The sequence below is a fragment of the Kitasatospora albolonga genome, from assembly GCF_039535905.1.
Lineage (GTDB): Bacteria > Actinomycetota > Actinomycetes > Streptomycetales > Streptomycetaceae > Kitasatospora > Kitasatospora albolonga.
Window position 1 is genome coordinate 46,798 of sequence record NZ_BAAAYB010000098.1, and the last position, 20,743, is coordinate 67,540.

At 73.2% G+C, this 20,743-nt stretch carries 21 protein-coding genes, 1 tRNA gene and 1 other RNA gene; 8 read left to right on the plus strand and 15 right to left on the minus strand.

Features of this window, described 5'->3' with window-relative positions; all coding sequences use genetic code 11:
- Positions 1–194 precede the first annotated feature (194 nt).
- The 5 genes from ABD946_RS24370 to ffs all read right to left on the minus strand — a co-directional run bounded on the left by ABD946_RS24370 (position 195) and on the right by ffs (position 4,444).
- Positions 195–848 carry a DUF5063 domain-containing protein gene (locus ABD946_RS24370; RefSeq protein WP_345286999.1) on the minus strand — a complete coding sequence of 218 codons (654 nt, stop codon included), beginning with the start codon at positions 846–848 and terminating at the stop codon, positions 195–197.
- The gene (recR, locus tag ABD946_RS24375) at positions 841–1,440 is read right to left on the minus strand and encodes a recombination mediator RecR (protein WP_345287001.1); all 600 of its coding nucleotides are present in this window, start codon (positions 1,438–1,440) and stop codon (positions 841–843) included. The genes ABD946_RS24370 and recR overlap by 8 nt, the downstream gene beginning before the upstream one ends.
- A gap of 161 nt (positions 1,441–1,601) precedes the next feature.
- Complete coding sequence (locus ABD946_RS24380) at positions 1,602–1,940, minus strand: YbaB/EbfC family nucleoid-associated protein (protein WP_345287003.1); 339 nt, start codon at positions 1,938–1,940, stop codon at positions 1,602–1,604.
- A gap of 89 nt (positions 1,941–2,029) precedes the next feature.
- Entirely contained in the window at positions 2,030–4,303 is a 2,274-nt protein-coding gene (locus tag ABD946_RS24385) for a DNA polymerase III subunit gamma and tau (RefSeq protein WP_345287005.1), read from the minus strand.
- Between the two features lie 50 nt (positions 4,304–4,353).
- Positions 4,354–4,444, minus strand: an RNA gene (gene ffs / locus ABD946_RS24390) — signal recognition particle sRNA small type.
- A 133-nt stretch (positions 4,445–4,577) separates the two neighbouring features.
- Between ffs and ABD946_RS24395 the strand changes: the two genes are divergently transcribed.
- Positions 4,578–4,662, plus strand: a tRNA-Ser gene (locus ABD946_RS24395).
- Positions 4,663–5,035: 373 nt separating this feature from the next.
- Entirely contained in the window at positions 5,036–5,551 is a 516-nt protein-coding gene (locus ABD946_RS24400) for a DUF5994 family protein (RefSeq protein ID WP_345287007.1), read from the plus strand.
- A 41-nt stretch (positions 5,552–5,592) separates the two neighbouring features.
- Here ABD946_RS24400 and ABD946_RS24405 read toward each other — a convergent pair whose 3' ends face one another.
- The gene (locus ABD946_RS24405) at positions 5,593–5,844 is read right to left on the minus strand and encodes a hypothetical protein (RefSeq protein WP_345287009.1); all 252 of its coding nucleotides are present in this window, start codon (positions 5,842–5,844) and stop codon (positions 5,593–5,595) included.
- 129 nt (positions 5,845–5,973) lie between these two features.
- On the opposite strand from ABD946_RS24405, the gene ABD946_RS24410 reads away from it, so the two are divergent.
- The 3 genes from ABD946_RS24410 to ABD946_RS24420 all read left to right on the plus strand — a co-directional run bounded on the left by ABD946_RS24410 (position 5,974) and on the right by ABD946_RS24420 (position 7,284).
- Positions 5,974–6,330 (plus strand): PRC-barrel domain-containing protein, encoded by a 357-nt coding sequence (locus ABD946_RS24410; RefSeq protein ID WP_345287011.1) that lies wholly within the window; start codon positions 5,974–5,976, stop codon positions 6,328–6,330.
- A 31-nt stretch (positions 6,331–6,361) separates the two neighbouring features.
- Positions 6,362–6,529, plus strand: coding sequence for a hypothetical protein (locus ABD946_RS24415; protein ID WP_345287013.1), 168 nt, complete (start codon positions 6,362–6,364; stop codon positions 6,527–6,529).
- Positions 6,530–6,690: 161 nt separating this feature from the next.
- Entirely contained in the window at positions 6,691–7,284 is a 594-nt protein-coding gene (locus ABD946_RS24420) for a DUF5994 family protein (protein ID WP_345287015.1), read from the plus strand.
- 36 nt (positions 7,285–7,320) lie between these two features.
- Here ABD946_RS24420 and ABD946_RS24425 read toward each other — a convergent pair whose 3' ends face one another.
- Positions 7,321–7,569: a hypothetical protein gene (locus tag ABD946_RS24425; protein WP_345287017.1), complete on the minus strand. Its 249-nt coding sequence runs from the start codon at positions 7,567–7,569 to the stop codon at positions 7,321–7,323.
- Positions 7,570–7,630: 61 nt separating this feature from the next.
- Positions 7,631–8,119: a DUF5994 family protein gene (locus tag ABD946_RS24430; protein WP_345287019.1), complete on the minus strand. Its 489-nt coding sequence runs from the start codon at positions 8,117–8,119 to the stop codon at positions 7,631–7,633.
- A gap of 196 nt (positions 8,120–8,315) precedes the next feature.
- Here ABD946_RS24430 and ABD946_RS24435 point away from each other — a divergent pair, with 196 nt between their 5' ends.
- Positions 8,316–9,296, plus strand: coding sequence for a TerC family protein (locus ABD946_RS24435; protein ID WP_345287021.1), 981 nt, complete (start codon positions 8,316–8,318; stop codon positions 9,294–9,296).
- Between the two features lie 59 nt (positions 9,297–9,355).
- Here the strand turns inward: ABD946_RS24435 and ABD946_RS24440 are convergent, their stop codons facing one another.
- From ABD946_RS24440 to ABD946_RS24450, 3 genes are all read right to left on the minus strand, one after another.
- Positions 9,356–10,576: a PP2C family protein-serine/threonine phosphatase gene (locus tag ABD946_RS24440; protein WP_345287268.1), complete on the minus strand. Its 1,221-nt coding sequence runs from the start codon at positions 10,574–10,576 to the stop codon at positions 9,356–9,358.
- A 478-nt stretch (positions 10,577–11,054) separates the two neighbouring features.
- Positions 11,055–11,921, minus strand: a complete 867-nt coding sequence (locus ABD946_RS24445; RefSeq protein WP_345287023.1) for a hypothetical protein — start codon at positions 11,919–11,921, stop codon at positions 11,055–11,057.
- A gap of 170 nt (positions 11,922–12,091) precedes the next feature.
- Complete coding sequence (locus ABD946_RS24450) at positions 12,092–14,281, minus strand: MMPL family transporter (protein WP_345287025.1); 2,190 nt, start codon at positions 14,279–14,281, stop codon at positions 12,092–12,094.
- 177 nt (positions 14,282–14,458) lie between these two features.
- On the opposite strand from ABD946_RS24450, the gene ABD946_RS24455 reads away from it, so the two are divergent.
- A complete protein-coding gene (locus tag ABD946_RS24455) occupies positions 14,459–15,631 on the plus strand; it encodes a sensor histidine kinase (protein ID WP_345287026.1) in 1,173 nt (390 codons plus the stop codon).
- On the plus strand, positions 15,606–16,268 hold the full coding sequence (locus ABD946_RS24460) for a response regulator (protein WP_345287028.1): 663 nt from the start codon (positions 15,606–15,608) through the stop codon (positions 16,266–16,268). The genes ABD946_RS24455 and ABD946_RS24460 overlap by 26 nt, the downstream gene beginning before the upstream one ends.
- 35 nt (positions 16,269–16,303) lie before the next feature.
- Here ABD946_RS24460 and ABD946_RS24465 read toward each other — a convergent pair whose 3' ends face one another.
- Genes ABD946_RS24465 through ABD946_RS24480 form a run of 4 tightly spaced genes read right to left on the minus strand, consistent with a single transcriptional unit; the run spans position 16,304 to position 20,685 of the window.
- Positions 16,304–17,557 (minus strand): ATP-grasp domain-containing protein, encoded by a 1,254-nt coding sequence (locus ABD946_RS24465; protein ID WP_345287030.1) that lies wholly within the window; start codon positions 17,555–17,557, stop codon positions 16,304–16,306.
- Between the two features lie 42 nt (positions 17,558–17,599).
- The gene (locus tag ABD946_RS24470; RefSeq protein WP_345287032.1) at positions 17,600–18,832 is read right to left on the minus strand and encodes an ATP-grasp domain-containing protein; all 1,233 of its coding nucleotides are present in this window, start codon (positions 18,830–18,832) and stop codon (positions 17,600–17,602) included.
- A gap of 3 nt (positions 18,833–18,835) precedes the next feature.
- Positions 18,836–19,339, minus strand: a complete 504-nt coding sequence (locus ABD946_RS24475) for a flavin reductase family protein (RefSeq protein WP_345287034.1) — start codon at positions 19,337–19,339, stop codon at positions 18,836–18,838.
- Entirely contained in the window at positions 19,336–20,685 is a 1,350-nt protein-coding gene (locus tag ABD946_RS24480; protein WP_345287036.1) for an LLM class flavin-dependent oxidoreductase, read from the minus strand. The genes ABD946_RS24475 and ABD946_RS24480 overlap by 4 nt, the downstream gene beginning before the upstream one ends.
- Positions 20,686–20,743 lie beyond the last annotated feature (58 nt).

Here is a 20,743-nt window from a genome sequence, read left to right on the forward strand (position 1 = left end):
CCCCCCACCTGCGGTTTCCATATGATGAGACGGTGATCTCGTTCCCCGGTCAGAGCGCACCGGCGAGTCTGCGGGCGCGGCCGGTCCGCCCCGGAGAATTGCCGGGACGGGGCCCGCGCGGCCCCGGTTTTCCCGCCCGGACGGCGCGGATGACTGGTGCGTCACACTCGCCGCCCGGGCGGGTCACCGATCGTCTACAGACCGAGCTCGGCGGCCATCAGGTCGCCCGCCTGCTGCTCCAACTGCTCGTCCGTCAGGCCGTCGTCGTCGGTGTCCGCACCGTCCGGCACCGCGCCGATCGGGCTGTCCAGCCGGACGTGCGCGATCAGCGACTGGAGCGCCCGCAGCACCGCGCTGCAGGTCGAGCCCCAGCTCGACAGGTAGGAGAACTGCCACCACCAGAGCGCCTCGCTGATCCGGCCCTCCTGGTAGTGCGTCAGCCCGTGCCGCAGCTCGCTGACCACGCCCGCCAGGTCGTCCGAGATCCGGAACGCGTTCGGCTTCTCCGGCGGCCCGTACGGGTCGAAGACCTCGTGGTAGACGTCGATCGGGGCCAGCAGCTCGGCCAGCTTCTCCCGCAGCTCGATGCCGTCCGGCTCCGGCCCGGCGTCCGGCTCGAACCGGTCCTCCGGCAGCACGTCCTCGATCGCGCCGAGGCGCCCGCCGGCCAGCAGCAGCTGCGAGACCTCCAGCAGGAGCAGCGAGACCGCGCTGCCCGGTTCGTCGCCGCGGGCGACCTCGGTCACGGCCAGCACGAAGCTCTCGACCGAGTCCGCGATCTGCACCGCGAAGTCGTCCGGCTCGTCCGCGCCGTGGCTGATCTGGGTGCCGCTGGTCTGGTCAGACATCGAGAAGTCGTCTCCCTTCGAAGGCCCGTCCGAGGGTGACCTCGTCGGCGTACTCCAAGTCCCCACCGACCGGCAGGCCGCTGGCCAGCCGGGTCACCTTCAGGCCCATCGGCTTGCAGAGCCGGGCCAGGTAGGTGGCGGTCGCCTCCCCCTCCAGGTTGGGGTCGGTGGCCAGGATCAGCTCGGTGACGGTGCCGTCCGCGAGCCGGGTCATCAGCTCCCGGATCCGCAGGTCCTCCGGGCCGACCCCCTCGATCGGGCTGATCGCCCCGCCCAGCACGTGGTACCGGCCCCGGAACTCGCGGGTGCGCTCGATCGCCACCACGTCCTTGGGCTCCTCCACCACGCAGATCACCGCGAGGTCGCGCCGCGGGTCCAGGCAGACCCGGCACTGCTCGGCCTCGGCGACGTTCCCGCAGGTCACGCAGAACCGGACCCGCTCCTTGACCTCCAGCAGCGCGTGCGCCAGCCGCCGGACGTCCACCGGGTCGGCCTGGAGCACGTGGAAGGCGATCCGCTGCGCGCTCTTGGGCCCGACGCCGGGCAGCCTGCCCAGTTCGTCGATCAGGTCCTGAACAACGCCCTCGTACAACGTCGCGCCTCTCTTCGGCCCGGGCCGGTGGTCACGCCGCCGGCTCCGGTGCCATCATCCAACGAATCGGGCGCCGGACACACCGTCCGACGCCCGACTCACGATAAATCCCCGCAGTGCGTTCGAACCGGCGCGCCGGCCCGCCCCGCTGCCGCGGGAGCTCAGAAACCGAGGCCGGGCAGACCGCCGCCGAGACCCTGGGCCAGCGGGCCCATCCGCTCGGCCTGCATCTTCTGCGCGGTCGCGTTGGCGTCCCGGACGGCGGCCAGCACCAGGTCGGCCAGCGTCTCTGTGTCGTCCGGGTCCACCGCGGCCGGGGCGATGGTCAGCGCCACCAGCTCACCGGCACCCGTCACCGTCGCCTCGACCAGACCGCCGCCCGCCGAACCCGAGACGTGCGTCTCGGCCAGCTCGCGCTGCGCCTTGCCCAGCTCCTCCTGCATCTTCTGCGCCTGCTTGAGCAGCTGCTGCATGTTGGGCTGGCCACCACCAGGGAACACGGGTCACTCCTGTGAGATCTCGGGTCGTTCTTGCTCGGTCCAACGCTTCGGGCCGAGCCTACGTGCCCGGGTGCCGCCGCCGGGCGTCCTCAGCGGTTGTGCCGGATCTCCTCCAGCACCGTCGCCCCGAGCTCACGGACGATCAGCTCCGTCGGGTCCACGCCCGGCTGCTGCGCATGCGTGGGCGGGCCCGTGTAGACCGCGTCGCCCTCGATGTCGTAGTCGTCCGGCGGGTACTCCTCCAGCGGGGGCTCGGGCACCGGCGCGGGCGCCGGGGCGGCCGCCTGGGGCGCCGGAGGTGCCTGAGTCGGCTGGGGCGCGGAGTGCACGGGGGGCGCCTGCACGGCTGCGGGCGCCGGGGGCTGCTGCTGGACGGGCGGGGCCGTCTGCGGCGGGGCCTGCTGGGCCTGCGGCTGCGGAGCCGGCTGGGCCTGCGGGGCCGGCTGGAAGGACTGCGGCGGGCGGGCCTGCTGCTGGAACGCCTGCGGCTGCTGCTGCGGCGCCCCCCAACCACCGCCGGCCGGCGCCGCCGGAGCGGCCGGAGCCTGCTGCGCGGCACCCGCCCCGCCCGACGGGTCGACGATGCACTCCACCCGCCAGTCGACGCCGAGCGCGTCGGCCAGCGCCTGCTTCAGCACGTCGTCGCTGTTGCTGCTGACGAAGCTGTCGCGGGCGCCCGCGTTGATGAACGAGACCTGGAGCGTGCTGCCGTCGAACCCGGCCACCTGCCCGTTCTGGCTGAGCAGGATCCAGGTGAACCGGCGGCGGTTCTTCACCGCCTCCAGGATCTGCGGCCAGAGCTGCCGCACCTGGCCCGCCCCCTGCTGCGCGGCCGCCGACGGCTGGCCGGCCGCGGGCGGCTGCTGCACCACGGGCGGGGCCGGCGGCTGCACGGGCTGCGGGGCCGCGGGCTGGGCGGCCTGCGGGACGGGCGCGGGCGCGGGGGCCGCCGCACCGCCACCGGCCGGGAAGCTGCGCGGGATCGGCCAGGCGCCGGGCGCGGGCTGAGCCGGCGTCACCCCGCCCTGCGGGGCGGGCTGCTGAGGCGCCGTCGACTGCTCCTGCACGGGGGCGGCCGGCGCCGGCGGCATCTCCACCGGAGCCGCCTGCACCTGCGGCACCTGCTGTGCCTGGGGCACCTGCTGCAGCTGGGGCATCTGCGGCATCGCCTGGGCGGCCTGCACCGGAGCGGCGAAGCCGCCCGCCGTCGCCCGCCGCTCGAGCTTGTCCAGCCGGGCCTGGAGCGACAGCTCGTCCCCGTACGCGCCGGGCAGCATCACCCGGGCGCAGATCAGCTCCAGTTGCAGCCGGGGCGCCGAGTTCCCGCGCATCTCCGTCAGGCCGGTGTTGACGATGTCCGCCGCCCGGCTGAGGTCGGACGGGCCGAAGCGGTCCGCCTGGGCCTGCATGATCGCGATCCGATCGGCCGGCGCGTCGATCAGGCCCTTCTCCCCGGCGTCCGGCACGGTCCCCAGGATGACCAGGTCGCGCAGCCGCTCCAGCAGGTCGGTGACGAAGCGGCGCGGGTCGTTCCCGCCCTCGACCACGCGGTCGATCACCTGGAACACCGTCGCCCCGTCGTGCGCGGCGAAGGCGTCCACCACCTCGTCCAGCAGCGCCGAGTCGGTGTACCCGAGCAGCGCGGTGGCCATCTGGTACGTCACGCCGCCCTCGGCCGCGCCCGCCAGCAGCTGGTCCATCACCGACATCGAGTCACGGACCGAACCCGCGCCCGCCCGCACCACCAGCGGGAACACCGGGTCCTCGACCTGGATGCCCTCCCGGCCGCAGACCTCCGCCAGGTAGTCCCGCAGCGTGCCGGGCGGCACCAGGCGGAACGGGTAGTGGTGCGTCCGGGACCGGATCGTCCCGATCACCTTCTCCGGCTCGGTGGTGGCGAAGATGAACTTGAGGTGCTCCGGCGGCTCCTCCACCACCTTGAGCAGCGCGTTGAACCCGGCCGAGGTCACCATGTGCGCCTCGTCCAGGATGAAGATCTTGTACCGGCTGTGCACCGGCGCGAAGAACGCCCGCTCGCGCAGCTCGCGCGCGTCGTCCACACCACCGTGCGAGGCGGCGTCGATCTCGATCACGTCGATCGAGCCCGGCCCGCCGGTCGCCAGGTCCCGGCAGGACTGGCACTCGCCGCAGGGCGTCGGGGTCGGGCCCTGCTCGCAGTTGAGGCAGCGGGCCAGGATGCGGGCGCTCGTCGTCTTGCCACAGCCGCGCGGCCCGCTGAACAGGTACGCGTGGTTGACCCGGTTGTTGCGCAGGGCCTGCTGGAGCGGAGCGGTCACGTGCTCCTGCCCGATGACCTCGGCGAAAGTCTCGGGGCGGTAGCGGCGGTACAGGGCTAGGGACACACCCCGACGATATCGGGCCAGACGGACAGCCGGGCCGCTCCCGGGAACGCAAGGACCCCTCGTGCACCCGCCAGAGCCCTCCTACCCTTGCTGCCTTCCGGCCCTGGGGGGGTTCAGAGAGATGACGCCACACGAGGGGCTGGTCCCCACAGTAGCGGATCCCGGACCCAAGCCGCACCACCCCACCCGCCCACCCATCCCCAGGCACCCACCCCCCGACCACCTGCAGATGGTTGGTCGCGAGCACCCCCGAACATGTACTAAGCTCTCCCACGGAGGATTCGCCTAGAGGCCTAGGGCGCACGCTTGGAAAGCGTGTTGGGATAAAACCCTCACGAGTTCGAATCTCGTATCCTCCGCCTCGCCCGCCAGGGCAAACGAGGGCCCCGACCGCACAGCGGTCGGGGCCCTCGTCGTTGCGATGGTCTCCGTGACCGTGTCCACCGGCGCCCGCTCGGTCTGGTGCGCAGCGATGAAGCAGCCCGACCGGGACCCTCCGCCTGCTGATGATCGAACCAGTCATCGCAACCGTGCCAGATCCAGGACGGACCGAGAGTAGCCTGGGCATTACCGAAGGCACTTCGCATGCTGGCACCGGACACTGGCGTCGTCTCCGGCGAACAGCTATCCCGGACCCGACCTCGAGCCGGGCTCGGAGACAGGTTCTTGATCATGACCGCGATCCTCGATCGTGCGACGACGCCTACCCCCCAACCTGCTCTGCGACTGTCCATGGCGCCTGACGGCGTGCGGGCCGGCCGGCTGGACGGGGCTTGGTGGCCCCAGTCTCGTGACCTTCTTCTCGAACTCCCCGCCTTGGCCGCCGAGCTCGACAAGCGGTGGGGCCGGGTCACCCGGATCACCGTGAACCCCGCCCAGTGGCCGCTCATCCCGCGGCGGATTCCGGTCGCGGGTCACACCGTCCACGCGGGGTGGTTCACCACCGAGCAGGACGAGCACATGATCATGGTCTGCTCGTACGCCCCCCGTCGGCTGAACCTCCTGGTCGTCCCGCCGCAGACGGATGCCGCCGACGCCGCCCGGCTCATGGCCGGGGCCGCCGACCCCGCCAACACCAGGACCGCGAGCGAGCTGCTCGGCGCGGAGGCGGGCACCACTGCAGCCGAGTCGGACACCCGTTCCGACTTCCTGCCGTCGGCCGTCGCACCCCCCGATGGCCTCGGCGAGGCCAACCGGCGAGCCGATCTCGCCCTGAGCAGGGCCGCCTCTTGGCCGACACCCGCGTAGGCGGCGGACGGCAGCCGCCCGGGCCCGCGGCCGAGCCTGCGTCACTCGCGTGACCACTCGGTCTCGGCCTGGGGCTCGCCGTCGGCACCGGTCCCTTCCCAGAGCCGGACCCTGACCGCCCGGGGGCCCGGCGCAGGTCGGGAGAGAGTTCGGACGAACACGTCCCGCAAGTGGTTGGCCGCCCGCTGGGGCGACCCGTCGTAGTCCAGCGGATTCGGCATCGTCGTGTCGTCCTGCCGGGACCAGTGGCCGTAGTCGTCCTGGGTCTCCAGAATCCACCGGTAGCACCGCATCGTGGCCTCCTGTGACAGCGCTCCTGCCCCGACCACGACCGTACGAGGCGGGCGGGCGGACAGCTACCGGGGAGGTCGGGTGACGGCTCCGGTGCCACGATGGAACCAAGGGTGCAGAGGAGGCTGTCGATGTTCGAGGCAGGTGACATCCGGGAGTGGCGCGGCCACGACGTCGTCGACGTCGACGGCCACAAGATCGGCACGTTGGAGTCCGTCTACGTGGACACCGCGACCGATCAGCCGTCCTTCGCCACGGTCACCGTCGGCCTGCCCACCCGCCGCCGCCTGGTGTTCGTCCCTCTGTCCGGCGCGACGGTCGGTCCCGGCTACCTGAAGGTCACCCGTCCCAGGAGCCAGGTGAAACACGCCCCGGCCATCGACACCGACGGAGAACTCCCCGCCGAGGACGAGCAGGCCGTCTTCGCCCACTACGAGCTCGACTACGAGCCGGGCACGGGCGGGGAACGCCGCCTGGCCCGCCGCTAGCAGTCCTCCGGGCCGAGCAAGGAGGCCGACCATGGCACTGGTGCTGTTCCTCGTCATCGTGGCGATCGTGCTCGGACTGGTCGGTGCCGTCGCCGAGGGCCTTACGTACCTGCTGTTCATCGGTATCGCCGTACTGATCGTCGCGCTGGCACTCTCCGCGGTCCGGTTCCGGCGCGGGGGCCGATCCGTAAACCGCTGAACCCAGGCGGAGCCCGGGCCGGGCAGTGCGGGACTGGGCTGGGAGTAGCCTGGGTATCACCGAAGGCACTTCGCATGCCGGCACCGGACACTGGCGTCGTCTCCGGCGAACGGCTATCCCGGACCCGGCCTCGAGTCGGGTTCGAAGACAGGTCCTCGATCATGACTGTGACCGATCGCGCGACGACGCCGGCCACCCCACAGTCCCGCGTGCGGCTCTCGCTGACGCCCGACGGCGCGCGGGCCGGCCGACTGGACGGAGCCTGGTGGCCCCGATCGCACGACCTTGCCCTCGAACTCCCGTCCCTGGCCGCCGAACTCGGCGAGCGGTGGGGCCGGGTCACCCGGATCACCGTGAACCCCGCCCAGTGGGTGACCGTCCCCCGACGGATACCGATCACGGGTCACACCGTCCACGCGAGCCACACCGTCCACGGGCGCTGGTTCACCACCATGCCGGACCAGCACACGGTCTCGGTCCGCTCGCACCTTCCCCGTGGGCTGAACCTGCTGGTCGTCCCGCCGCGGACGGAGGCCGTCGAGGCCGCCAGACTGATGGCCGAGGCCGCCGATCCCGCGAACACCAGGTCCGCGAGCGAGCTGCTCGCTGCGGAGCCGAGCATCGGGGTGCCCGACGGGCGAGGGATCGCCTGGCCGGTGCGTGACCCCTCGGTCTCGGCCTGGGACTCCGCCCGCTGGGGCGGTCCGTCGTCCTTGCCCGGGCACGCCGGCACGCACCCGGCCGAGCGGCGATGACGGTCCTCCCGATCGTCCGCCCGGAGCGGACCGCCGTCAGTACTCGGAGCCGCTTCGCAGGTAGGTCCCGGTGACCTGGAGCCACGCCCCGCAGCCGAAGCACGTCTCGATCCGGTGCGGCGTGTCTTCGAAGACCCGCAGGACGCGCAGTGCGCCGCTCGGGTGGAGGTCGTACTCGAAGGTGACGCGGTCGTCCGCACCGTCCTCGTACTGCAGGTCCAACGGCCCCTTCGACGGCTCTGCCGGTGCCCGGGCCTCGGCTGGGAGTTTCACGTAGACGGACATTTCCTCGTCCCGCCCTTCCTCTCTCTGTTCCGCCCGGGAAGCCGCACCGTGTGCCTTCGCCTCACTCCTCGGCCGGTGGCTCGGGGCCGATTCCTGTGGTGAGGAGGATCTGCCGCGCGGTGTCCGTTCCGCCGGCCCTGGCCGCGCGGGCCATCGCCGCCAGGGCCGCCCCCTGGCTCGCCCGCGCGGGGACGACGAGCAGGCTGAAGTGATCGCGGTCGCCTCGGGTGATGATCACGGTGTCGTCGCCGACCGGGTACGTGTCGATGTGCACCGGCCGGCCGTCGATGACCAGCCTGGACGGGATGTCGTCCCAGGCGTCGGCGTCCAGACCGACGCTCGCGACCGGGCCGAGGTGTTCGGTCAGGGCCCTGACCAGACCGGGCAGCTCGGCGGCGACGTCCCGGGAACGCGGCCACCAGGCGCCGTCCAGTGCACCCTCGCGCGACTGCGTGGTCTCCAGGCGCAACAGGACCGTCCCCGGCCGCACAGCCTGTTCGAACCGGTCGGGCAGGAGCCCGTGGCGGGAGGCTCTGGTCTCGTCCGACATGGTCCGCCGCCCTTCCGAAGGCGCAGTTCAGGACACCGGAGCGGGGACGGTACTCGCCGCGGCGGCTGGGACCGTCCCGTCGTTCCACGGTACTCCGCGCCGTGTCGGCGGCGTCGGGGCGAGAAGAACGGCGCGCGGGTGCAGACTCTCCCCGGGGGGCCGGTCTTGACCGCGGATCACTGTGAGGACTTCCGGCATGCTCGACGTCCCGGCCTGGTTGTGGGTGGCGTTCGTCGCCACCGTGGTGGTGGCGCTGGCGGTGGACCTGCTGGCCCACCGCAGCGCGCACGTCATCGGCTTCCGGGAAGCCGCCGCGTGGAGCGGCGTGTGGATCGGCCTCGCGCTCGCGTTCGCCGCGGTGGTCTTCCTCGTCCTCGGCGTGACGCCGGGAACGGAGTACGTCACCGCGTGGCTGCTGGAGAAGAGCCTGTCGGTCGACAACCTGTTCGTCTTCGCGCTGATCTTCGGGTACTTCAAGGTGCCCCGCGCGTACCAGCACCGGGTGCTGTTCTTCGGCGTCATGGGCGCCCTGGTGTTCCGTGGGGTCTTCCTGTCCCTCGGGGTGGCTGTGGTCAGCCGCTTCACCGCGGTGCTGTTCGTCTTCGCCGCGGTGCTGTTCTACAGCACCTACAAGATCCTCAAGGAGGAGGACGACAGCTTCGACCCGTCCAGGAGCCTCGCCGTGCGGCTGCTGCGCAAGCTCGTCCCCGTCCAGGACGAGTACGCCGGGATGAAGTTCTTCGTCGAGGAGGGCGGCCGACGCGTCGCCACCCCACTGCTCGCGGTCGTCGCCGCGATCGAGGCGGCCGACCTGGTCTTCGCCGTCGACAGCGTGCCGGCGGTACTCGCGGTCAGCGATGACGCCTTCATCGTCTACACCAGCAACGCCTTCGCCATCCTCGGGCTGCGTGCGCTCTACTTCCTGCTGGCGGGCCTGCTCGACCGCTTCTCCTACCTGAGCAAGGGCCTGGCCGTCATCCTCGCCTTCATCGGCGTGAAGCTCGTCCTCCAGGCCTCCCACAAGACCATCAGCAGCGACATCCCTGAGATCTCGTCACCGGTGAGCCTGGCCGTCATCGTCGTGGTCCTGACGGCTTCGGTCGTGCTGAGCCTTCGGCGCCCCGCGCAGCCCCCTCCGGCCGTCCCTCCCGGAGCGGGCGAGGCCCCCGCGCGGTGATCCACCGGAGCCGGGCGCGTGAGCGTTCGTCGACCGGCCCGTGGCGGGATGGAGGAAGCTCAGCGCCACTCGATCAGGAACAGCGTGGCGTCGTCGCTCGTACGCCCTCCCCGCTTCTCCTTCAGGACGTGCGAGAGCGCGCGCACCACGGCCCGCACACCGTCCTGGGAGCGCTCGACGCGGTCGACCCAGTCGATGAGCTGTTCCTCCCCGAACTGCTCCCCGCCGGCCTCGCGTTCCTCGACCAGTCCGTCGGTGAAGCACAGGACCCGGTCCCCGTGCCGCAGCACCCGCTCGCTGATCACCGGCACCTCGCCGCCGAACCCGACCGGCAGGGTGGTGGCGCTCTCCAGTCGCTCGACCACCCTGTGCCCGCGGATCAGCAGCGGCTGCGGATGACCGGCGTTGACCCACTGCAGGAGGCCGCTCACGGTGTCCAGCCGCATCATCTGTGCCGTGACGAAGTGGTCGGGCCCGAACTGCTCGGCGACGGCCCGGTCCATGAAGGCGTAGATCTCCGCCAGTCCGACGTCGGCGCGCCGCGCGTGCCGGTACGCACCTATGGCGACCGTCGCCATGGTGGCGGCGTCCAGCCCGTGGCCCATGGCGTCGATCGTGGTCACGTGCAGGACGTCGTCGTTGAGCGCGTAGTCGAAGCTGTCCCCGGCCACCTGGTACGCGGGTTCGAGAATGCCCGCCACCGCGACCCGGGGAACGGTCATCGACAGCGGTGGCAGCAGCGACCACTGGATCTCCGCCGCCACGCTCATCGGCTCCAGGCGCCTCGCCTGGAAGATCCGGTCGGTGTAGCCGCTCTTGGTGACCAGCAGATCAGCCACCAGGCCGGCGAACCGGCCAAGGAGCCTCCGATCGTCCTCATCGACGGTGTCCAGCGTGAGGGCCAGCACCCCCACCTCGTCGCCGCCGTCCAGCAACGGCAGGTACACCCGCACCCCGTCCACCTGCGGCACCTCGACGGGAACACCGCGCAGAAAGGCCGCGCCCGCCGGGGACCCGTCGATCGGCACCGGCTCCCCGACGGCCAGCCCCCGGCCGGGCAGCGGCGCAAGCACCGACTGACCGTAGTCCTGGAGCAGGAGCTCCGGGTCACGGCCGCCCACCACGGTCACCGCATCGGCGACCAGCGGGGCGAGCAGTGCGGGTGGAAGCTCGTGGGCCTGGAGCAGCAAGCCCAGCAGGTGTTCGCCGAAGCCCTCCGCCCGGGCCGGCCGCCGCTCGCCATCACTGCTCACCACCGCGACCTCCCTGTCCCGTGCGATCGGCACGGACGCGATCCATCCCGACACTCCGGTGGGTCCGCCGGACTGGTCCTTCCATTACGCCCGACGGCGGCGCGATACGCCCCCGGCCACGCGCCGTCCCATCGGTCGCCCTGCCGAGAGGTCGGCCCTGCAGGCCGGGGCTCGGCCGCTGCGCCGAGGAGCACCTCCGGTCCTGGTCTCAGTTCTGGTCTCATTCGCCCCGGTCCAGCCGGGTTCAGCGCCTGCTCAGCGGCTCGCTCCGGCGCAGGTCAGGACGGGTGTGAACGCTGGCGGACGGTGTTCGGGAGAATTGGAAAGCGTGTTGGGATAAAACCCTCACGAGTTCGAATCTCGTATCCTCCGCCTTCTCGAAGGCCCGGACCGCTCAGCGGTCCGGGCCTTCGTCGTTGCCTGGCCGTCCCCGCACCGACCTCGCCGCGCTCCGCCCCTGCCCGGCCGTCGGCCGGGCAGGGGCGGAGCGCGGCGGCCAGAGTTCCTAGCCCGCGGCTCCCCAGGTGCCGGTGGACCAGAGCGGCCGGCCGTCCTGGCGGTAGACGACGAAGTTGCCGTCGTCCTGGAGCACGGCGCGGGCCCCCGGATTGCCCCAGGTGCCGGTGGACCAGACCGGGGCGTCGATCTGGTAGCGCATCACCAGGTTGCCGTCGGCCTGCATGTTGAGCACCCAGGGGTACATGTGCCAGGTGCCGCTGGACCAGATCGGAGCGTCGTCCCGCTTGCGGTAGATGACCAGGTTGCCGTCCGGCTGCATGATCAGCCAGACGCTGGCGGACTGGGCCCAGCTACCGGCGTACAGCTCGCCCTGGTGGTCCGGCCGGCTCGCGTCCGCGTCGCAGAAAGAGGCCGCCCGCCGGGTGGTGTGGCTCTCCCACAGGGCCTTCGAGCTGCTGTTGGCGACGAGCACGTACAGGTTGCCGGACTGGTTGAAGTAGGCCTTGGCCCCCGGGGAGTCCCAGGTCCGGGTGGACCACAGCGCGGTGCCGTCCTGGCGGTAGACCACCAGGTTCCCGTCGGCCTGCATCTCCGCGTAGGCGCCGGGGTTGCCCCACGTCCCGCTCGACCACATCGCGTGGTCGGGCCCTCCGGCCGAGTTCACCAGCGACAGCACCAGGTTGCCGTCCGGCTGCATCCGCAGCGCGGTCGAGCCGGTGTGGTCCGCGCGGGTCTGGCCGGCCGTCAGCCGCGCGCCCGAGTCCAGCGCGACCCTGATGTCGTCGGTGTACATCGGGTCCTGACGGCAGATCGGCGTGCTCTCGGCGCTGGCCTGCGGCGCCGGGACGATGCCCGCCAGGGCGGCTGCGGCCAGCAGCGAGACGGCGGATCTGCGGATGTGACGACGCGTCATGCGTGGGTCCCCCTTGTGTGGTGCGGTCGGGGATCTTCCTACACCCCGGGGGCGCGGCGACGACGACCGGGGGTGGGTCGAAGATCGTTCCCGCACGGCCCCCTCGCCCGGGGGCAGTACCGGACCGCCGCGCCCGCCGACGTCCGCGCACCCGGGCGGCGGTCCCGTCCTCACGAAGGCCCCGGACCGCCGGGGAGCAGACGGTCCAGCCACCCCGGCAGCCACCAGTTGGCCCGGCCGAGGAGCGTCATGGTCGCCGGTACCAGCACCATGCGCACGACCGTGGCGTCGATGAGGATCGCGGTGGCCAGGCCGAGTCCGAACATCTTGGTGGAGGGGTCCTCGGCGACGGCGAAGGACACGAAGACCGCCACCATGATGAGGGCCGCCGAGGTGATGATCCGGGCGGTGCCCGAGACGCCCTCCACGATCGCCGTGCCGTTGTCGCCGGTGCGCAGGTACTCCTCCCGCACGCGGGAGAGGAGGAACACCTCGTAGTCCATCGACAGGCCGAACAGGATGGCGAACAGGAACATCGGGATGAACGACACGATCGGGACCGTCGCCTCCAGCCCGATGAGTGCGCCTCCCCAGCCCCACTGGAAGACCGCGACCAGGACGCCGTAGGCCGCGCCGATGCTCAGCAGGTTCAGCAGGACGGCCTTGAGCGGGACCAGGACCGAACGGAAGACCAGCATCAGCAGCAGGAAGGACGTCGCCAGCACGGTGGCGACGAGCAGCGGCAGGCGTTCGCTGGTGCGCCGGCCCACGTCGGAGAGGCTCGCGGCGGCGCCGCCGACGTGGGCCCGGGCCGGGCCGGGGCCGGTCGCCGCGGGCAGCACGTCGGTGCGCAGCCGGGCGATGGTGTCGGCGGTGACCTCGTCCTGGGGGCCGGTGGTCGGGAACACCAGGAGGGTCGCGATGCCTCCGGCCCGGTCGACGTGCGTCGGTGCGACGGACGCGATGCCCCGGTCCGCCGCGACCGCCGCGACGAGCCGGTCCAGCGCTCCCGGGTCGCCGGCGGTGTCCGCGGCGATGACGAGCGGTCCGTTGGTGCCCGGGCCGAACCCCTCGGCGACGAGGTCGTAGGCCCGGCGCTCGGTACGGCCGACCGGCATCGAGCCGTCGTCGGGCAGACCGACGCGCAGGCCGAGCACGGGGAGCGCGGCGGTCAGCAGCAGCCCGGCCGCGCCGACCGCGTACGGCACCGGGTGCCGGTTGACGTGCCCGATCCAGCGGCGCCACCCGGCGGCACGGTCGGCTCCCGCCGCCGGGACCGGCCGCCTCCGCAGGGCCCGGCCGATCCGGCCCGCCCCGGCCAGGCGCGGGGCGGCCGCGCCGAGGAAGGCCGGCAGCAGCGTCACCGACGCGGCCACCATGATCAGGACGACGATCGAGACGGCCAGCCCGCCGACCGTCATGAACGGGACGTCCGCGACCGCCAGGCCGAGGATCGACACGACCACGGTGCCGCCCGCGAAGACCACGGGCCTCCCCGCCGTGGCCACCGCCAGCCCCGCCGCCTCGCGGGGGTCGAGCCCGCCCGCGAGGTGCTCCCGGTGCCTGGCGAGCACGAAGAGCGCGTAGTCGATGCCCACGCTGAGCCCGACCATGCTGCCCAGGACCGGGGCGAAGGTCGGGACGTCCGTCACCCCCGCCAGCACCGTCATCGTGGCGACCCCGACGGTCAGTCCGAAGACCGCCATGCCGATCGGCAGCGCGGCGGCGACGAGCGACCCGAAGGCCAGGAAGAGGATCGCGGCCGCGGCGAGGAGGCCGATCAACTCGCTGGCGCCGCCGTCGGGTTCGGAGAAGGCGTAGAAGAGGCTCCCGCCCATCTCGATGCGCAGCGGCAGTTCGGCGCGCAGCCGGTCGCCGAGGCCGACCAGGGCGTCGAGGTCCTCGGACGACAGCCGGCTCTGGTCGGGGTACTGCACCCGGACGACCGCGATCCGCCCGTCGGCCGAGACGAGGCCGCCGCGCACGGCGGTGTCCCCGCCCGCGTCGAGCGCCCCCACCGGGTCGCCCGTGCCGAGCACGTGCGGCAGGCGCTGCACCTCGGTCCGCAGCCGCGTGAGGGCGGTGCGCGCACCGTCGTGGTCGAAGAAGGTCGCGGTGCCGTCGAGGGGGGTGACGACCACTTGGGCGGTCATCCCCTCCTGGCCGGTGCCGGCCCGCTCGATCAGTTGCGCGGCCCGCTGGGAGTCCAGGCCCGGAGCGGTCATCGTGTCCGCGTTCCGCCCGCCGAAGGCGACGGCCGCGAGGACGGCGAGCGTGGCGGCCGCCAGCCAGGCCGCGATCACCCGCCAGGGACGGCGGGCTGCGCCTGCGCCCAGGCGCAGCAGGGCTCTTGAGAGCATCAGGTCCTCCAACCACCGCGTCGGCCGTCCTTGCGCGGCCGCCCGATGCCGAGGTTCGTCGTCACGGGGCGCGGCGGCATCGACCCACGGGCTGCGGATGAGTCGGCCCCGGGGCCGGGTGCGGACCCGTCCTTTCGGCCGATGCGCGGAGCCGCGCGGTCCCCGAGGCTGAGGACCGTGCTGCGAGACGAGCTCCGAACCCTGTGGACCGAGCCCAGGCCGCCCGACCCGCCCGCCCGGGTGCGGCGGGACTGGGCGCTGCTCGCCGCGGGCCTGGCTGCCGTGGCGCTGGAGGGCGCCCTGCGCGAGGACCTCGTGTGGCGGCCGGTGGCGGTGGTGTCCGCCGCGGGGCTGTGCCTGCTGGCCCTGTGGCGCCGGACCCACCCGCTGGCGACCGTCCTGCTGGCGTTCGGCTCGGTGATCGTGCTCCAGCTGGTCTCGCTGATCGCCGCACCGCGCGAGCCGGTCGGCCTGGACAGCAGCGTGGTCGTGCTGGTGCTGGTGTACGCGCTGCTCCGGTGGGGGTCGGGACGGGAGATCGTGCTGGGCGGCACGGTGATCCTCACGGCCTTCGCGCTGGCGGCCTCCGTGGACGGGACCCCGGCCGCCGAGCAGGTCGGGGGCTTCGTCTTCCTGTGGCTGCCCGGTCTGCTCGGGGCTGCGGTGCGCTTCCAAGTGACCGCTCGTGCGCGGCAGTTGGAGCAGCTGCGGTCCCGCGAGCGCGAGCAGCTCGCCCGGGAACTGCACGACACGGTGGCCCACCACGTCTCGGCCATGGTGATCCTCGCCCAGGCGGGCCGGGTGCTCGCCGGCACCGACCCGTCCGCCGCCGTCCAGGCGCTGGAGGGGGTCGAGGAGGAAGGGGCGCGCACGCTGGAGGAGATGCGGGCCATGGTCGCCGCGCTGCGCGACCGCGGGGCCGGAGCCGAACTCACGCCGCCCGCCGGGGTCGCGGACCTGGAGCGCCTGGTGCGCACCCCGGGCGGCCGCCTGAGGGTCGACCTGGGGCTCGACGGCGAACTGGGCACGCTGCCCCCGGCCGTGGACGCCGCCGTCTACCGGATCGTGCAGGAGTCGGTGACCAACGCGCTGCGCCACGCGGCCGACGCGACCGAGGTGGTCGTCCGGGTCGTCGCGGAACGGCACGCGGTACGGGTGAGCGTGCGCGACGACGGCCGGCGCACCGGCCGGGGCCGCGACGGGTACGGACTCACAGGGCTGCGCGAGCGCGCCGCCCTGCTCGGTGGCACACTACGAGCCGGCCCCGGCGCCGACCGGGGCTGGCAGGTCGAAGCCGAGCTGCCGAGAGGGAGGACCGACGGCGGTGTCCATCCGCGTCCTCGTCGCTGACGACCAGACCATCATCCGCACCGGGCTGCGGATCCTGCTGAACGCTCAGCCCGGCATCGAGGTGGTCGGCGAGGCCGCCGACGGACGGGAAGCGGTCCGCCTGGCCCGCGAACTGCGCCCCGACGTCTGCCTGTTCGACATCCGCATGCCCGTGGTCGACGGGCTGGAGGCGACCCGGCTGGTGGCCGGCCCGGGCGTCGCCGACCCGCTGGCCGTGGTCGTCATCACCACCTTCGACCTCGACGAGTACGTCTACGGCGCGCTGCGGGCCGGCGCCCGCGGGTTCCTCCTCAAGGACACCGGGCCGGACCTGCTGGCCCAGGCCGTACGGTCGGCGTCCGGCGGTGAGGCGCTGATCGCGCCCAGCGTCACCATCCGTCTGCTCCGGGCCTTCGCGGACCTGCCCGCCGGCCGGCCCGCGGCCCAGCCGGTCTCCCCCGTCACCGCCCGCGAGGAACAGGTCCTCCTCGCCGTCGCCCGCGGCCTGACCAACACCGAGATCGCCGATGCCCTGCACATCAGCCTCAGCACGGTGAAGACGCACCTGGCCAGCCTGATGGCCAAGCTCGGCGCCCGCAATCGGGTCGAGATCGCGATGTGGGCCTACGAGACGCGCCGCATCCTCCCTGGCACCTGAGCCGGCTGCCGGACCGTCAGCACGGGCTGCCCCGGTCAGACCGTGGTGGCGGCCGTGCAGCGGGCGCGGACGGTGAACTCCAGGCGGGCGACGGCCGCGCGGGCGGCGGCGACGGCCTCGTCGGGGGTGGGGGCGAGGGCGCGGGCGTAGGCGACGCGGGATTCGGAGTGCTGGAGGCCGCCGACGGTCGCGCCCGGCTTGGCCAGCGCGGCGGCCTCGGTCACGCCGGGGAGGGCGCGGGCCTCGTCCAGGCCGGACACGGTCTCCAGGACGCCGGTGGTGTCGAGCGCGCCGAACCAGATGGCCGAGCTGGGCCGCCCGGCGGCGGAGGCGAGGGCGGCGCGGATGGCCGGCAGGACCGGCTCGCCGAGGGTCTGGCGCACGGCGCAGTCGTCGATGTCGACGCCGGTCGCCTCCAGGGTGATCAGCGGGATCTGGTCGCCGCCCATCCGCACGTGGGTCTCGATCAGCCGCGGGCCCTTCGCGGTCAGCACGACCTCGCTGTGGGTGGGGCCGGCGGCGATGCCGAGGGCGTCGAGCACCCGGCCGACGTAGGCGTGGACCTCCTCGGCCTGACCGTCCGTCAGCGGGGCGGGCGAGACGTGCCCGAGCTCGACGAAGCCCACCGGGTCGGAGTACTTGAGGGTGATCCCGACCACCTGGTGCTCGCCGTCCTCGGAGAAGGCCTCGACGCTGTACTGGGTGCCCTCCAGGTACTCCTCGACCAGCACGCCGCTGTGGCCGAGCCCGAGGTAGCTGCCGTCGGCCCGCTCGAAGGCCCCGGCGAGCCCGTCCTCCGTCGTGACCTTGGTGACGCCGGCGCTGCCGGAGCTGGCGACCGGCTTCACCACGCAGGGCAGGCCGTGCTCGCGGACGAAGGCGAGCAGGCCGTCGACGTCGGTGGCCCGGGCGCTGGCGGTGGAGTCGATCCCGGCCGCGCGCAGCCGCTCGCGCATCCGGCCCTTGTCGTGCACCAGCTCGACGGTCTCGGGGGTGTGCGCGGCCAGGCCCAGGGCCTGGCCGATGGCGGCGTAGTGGTCCTGGTCGCGCTCGCCGAAGGTGGCGATCCGGGTGAAGGGGTGCCGCGCGTGCGCGGCGGCGGCCAGGGCCACCCACTCCGCGGGGTCGTCGCCGCGGGCGCCGAGCACCCGGGCGTTGGCGCCGGGCTCGCGGACCTTGGCGAGGTACTCGACCTGGCAGATGACGGTGGTCTCGGTGCCGGGCCCGGCCGCGCGCAGGCGGGCCGGGAAGTCACGGCCGGGGCCGACGATCAGGACGTGCTCGGACATCAGGTGCTCCTCAGCAGCTGGAAGGGAAGGGCAGGAGGGAGGTCAGTGCCAGGCGGCGTGCTCGTGCCACCACTCGATGGCCGCGGCGAGCCGCTCGCGGACCAGGTCGGCGGTCCCGGCACGGACGAAGAGCTGGGCGGCGGCGTCGGAGACGTGCTCCACGCCGCGCCGTTCGGCGCCGGGTTCGATCAGCAGGGTCAGCTCGGCCCCGGGCACCGGGCACGGCCCGGCGGGCGGCACGAAGCTGCCGTGCCCCGGCGGGAGCAGGACCCAGCCGACGGCGACCGCCGGCCGCGCGGGCTGCTCGTCCAGCACGAGTGCGGCGCCGCACTGGGCCCGTAGTCCCTCCCGGGCCAGCTGCACGCCGAAGGCCGTCTCGTACGCCTCGGCGATCAGTGCGCCGCCCGCCCGGCTGGCGATCTCGCACAGCACGGGGGTGCCGCTCGCGTCGATCCAGAGCTCCAGGTGGAAGGCGAGCGGCAGCGGTGCGGCGGGCAGGGCCGCGACCACCGCGTCGGCCGCCGCGAGCAGCACCGCCGTGCGCTCGTCCTCGGGCCCCAACAGCACGCTGCCGACGTGCAGTTGGTCGCGGATGCGCTCGGCCAGGCCGCCGCTGTACTGGCCGGGCCAGGCGTGCACCACGCGGCCGTCCCGCATGATGCCGTCCACGTGGAAGAACTCGCCGGCCACGAAGGACTCCGCCATCCACTGCCCGGGCAGGTACGGCACCTCGGACTCGCGCTCGCGGGCGAGGAAGGCGGTCACGTCCGCCGCCTCGCGCAGGATGGCGACGCCCTCGGCGCCGGCGCCCAGGCGCGGCTTGACCACGGCCGGCAGGCCGTGGTGCTCGACGAAGGCCCAGAGGTCCTGCGGGCTGTCGACGGGGGCGTGGGCGGGAACGGCGATCCCGGCCCCGGCGGCCAGCCGCTTCATCACCAGCTTGTCCCGGTAGGCCGTGGCGGAGGCCACGCCCTGGCCGGGCAGCCCGAGCCGCTCGCGCAGCCGGGCGGCCCGCAGCACGTCGCTCTCGCTGGTGCTGGCGATCAGCTCGGCCCCGAAGGCGCGGGCGGCCTCCTCGGCGTACTGCTCGGTGGACCAGCCGTGGTAGTCGGGCACCAGGCGGTGCAGCGGGAAGTGCTCGGCGAGCCCGGCCTCGGTACCGGCGACCGCCTTGGCGGTGGTGACCAGCACGACGCCTTCGGCGGTGTCGTCCAGCCAGTCCTGGAGCGGGCGGGAGGCGAGCGGCTGGCGGGAGAGGACCAGGGTCCTGGGCATGGGTCAGATCCTCGAAGGGGTGGCGGTCAGGACGGGACGCAGGGCGCCGTGCACGTGCACCAGGCTCTCGCCCGGGAGGCCGTGCTCGACCTGCTCGACGGCGCCCGCGAGCAGGTGGTGGTCGCCCAACTTGACCTGGTGGTACGGGGAGCAGACCAGCCAGGCGAGGCAGTCGTCGAGCAGCGGCACCCCGTGCGGGCCGCGCCGCCAGGCGGTGGGCGCGGCGAACCGGTCGGCCCCGGGGGTGGCGAAGCGCATCGCCAGCTCGGCCTGGTGGGCACCGAGCAGCTGGATGCCGAACCAGTCGCAGTCCTTGATCAGCTGCCAGGTGCCGGAGGTCTCGGCGAGCGAGACGGACACCAGTGCCGGGCTGGCGCTGAGCGAGCTGAACGAGGTCACCGTGACCCCGGCCGGGCGGCCGTCCGGCCCGGCGGCGGTGAGCACCGCGACACCGGCCGCGTGCGAACGCAGCACCGAGCGCAGGGCGGTGGAGTCGACGCCGGTCACGCCGTCACCACCGAGGAGGAGAAGTCGGGCCGGGGCAGGCCGAGGTGGTCGCGCAGGGTGCGGCCCTCGTACTCGCGGCGGACCAGGCCGCGCCGCTGGAGCTCGGGGACGAGCAGGTCGACGATCGCGTCCAGGCCGTCCGGCAGGTAGTCCGGCATGATGTTGAAGCCGTCGGCGGCCTCGTTCAGGAACCACTCCTCCAGCTGGTCGGCGATCACCTCCGGGGTCCCGAGCAGGAAGCGGTGGCCGCGCCCGGCGGCGACGGACAGGTAGAGCTCACGGATCGTCAGGCCCTGTCGGCGGGCCTGCTCGTAGAGCACCGCCTGCTTGCCCGCGCTCCCCTCCACCGCGGGCAGTTCGGGCAGCGGACCGTCCAGCGGGTAGCCGGAGAGGTCGACCATGCCGAGCTGGTACGAGAGCATCCCGAGGCCCACCACCGGGTCGACCAGGGCCTGGAGGGTGGCGTACTTGTCCTCGGCCTCGGCCTGGGTGCGGCCGACCACGATGAAGGCACCGGGCATGATCTTCACGTGCTCGGGGTCGCGGCCGTGCGCGGCGACCTTCGCCTTGAGGCCGCGGTAGTGGGTCTGGGCCTGCTCCAGGGTCTGCTGCACGGTGAAGACCACCTCGGCCCACCGGGCGGCGAAGTCCTGGCCGTCGGCGGAGGATCCGGCCTGGACGATCACCGGGTGGCCCTGCGGCGGCCGGGCCACGTTGAGCGGGCCGCGCACGGAGAAGTGCTCGCCCCGGTGGCCGAGGATGTGCAGCTTCTCCGGGTCGAAGAAGCGGCCGGACTCCTTGTCGTAGAGGAAGGCGTCGTCCTCCCAGCTGTCCCAGAGGCCGGTGACCACCTCCATGAACTCCCGGGCGCGGTGGTAGCGGGCGGCGTGCTCGGGCTGCCGGTCCAGGTTGAAGTTGCGCGCCTCGGCGTCGGTGGCGGAGGTGACGACGTTCCAGCCGGAGCGGCCGGCGCTCAGGTGGTCCAGCGAGGCGAACTGACGGGCCACCGTGAACGGCGCGTTGTACGTGGTGGAGGCGGTGGCGGTGAGTCCGATGTGCTCGGTGTGCACGGCCAGCGCGGAGAGCAGGGTGAGCGGCTCGAAGTGGACCATCCGGCCCTGGCGGCTGAGCTCGTCGGCGTCCTTGTACTTGGTGCGCACGCCCGCGCCGTCGGAGAGGAAGATCATGTCGAACTTGCCGCGCTCGGCCGCCTTGGCCAGCGAGCAGTAGTAGTCGAAGTCCAGGCCGCCGTCCGGCCGGGCGTTCGGGTGGCGCCAGGCGGCGACGTGGTGGCCGGGGGCGGGGAGGAAGGCGCCGAGCTTCATCATGCGGCGGTTCTGGCTCACCGGTGGGTACTCCAATGCGGAAGTCTGGGAGGGTGGCGCCGAGCGGGACGGCGCAGGT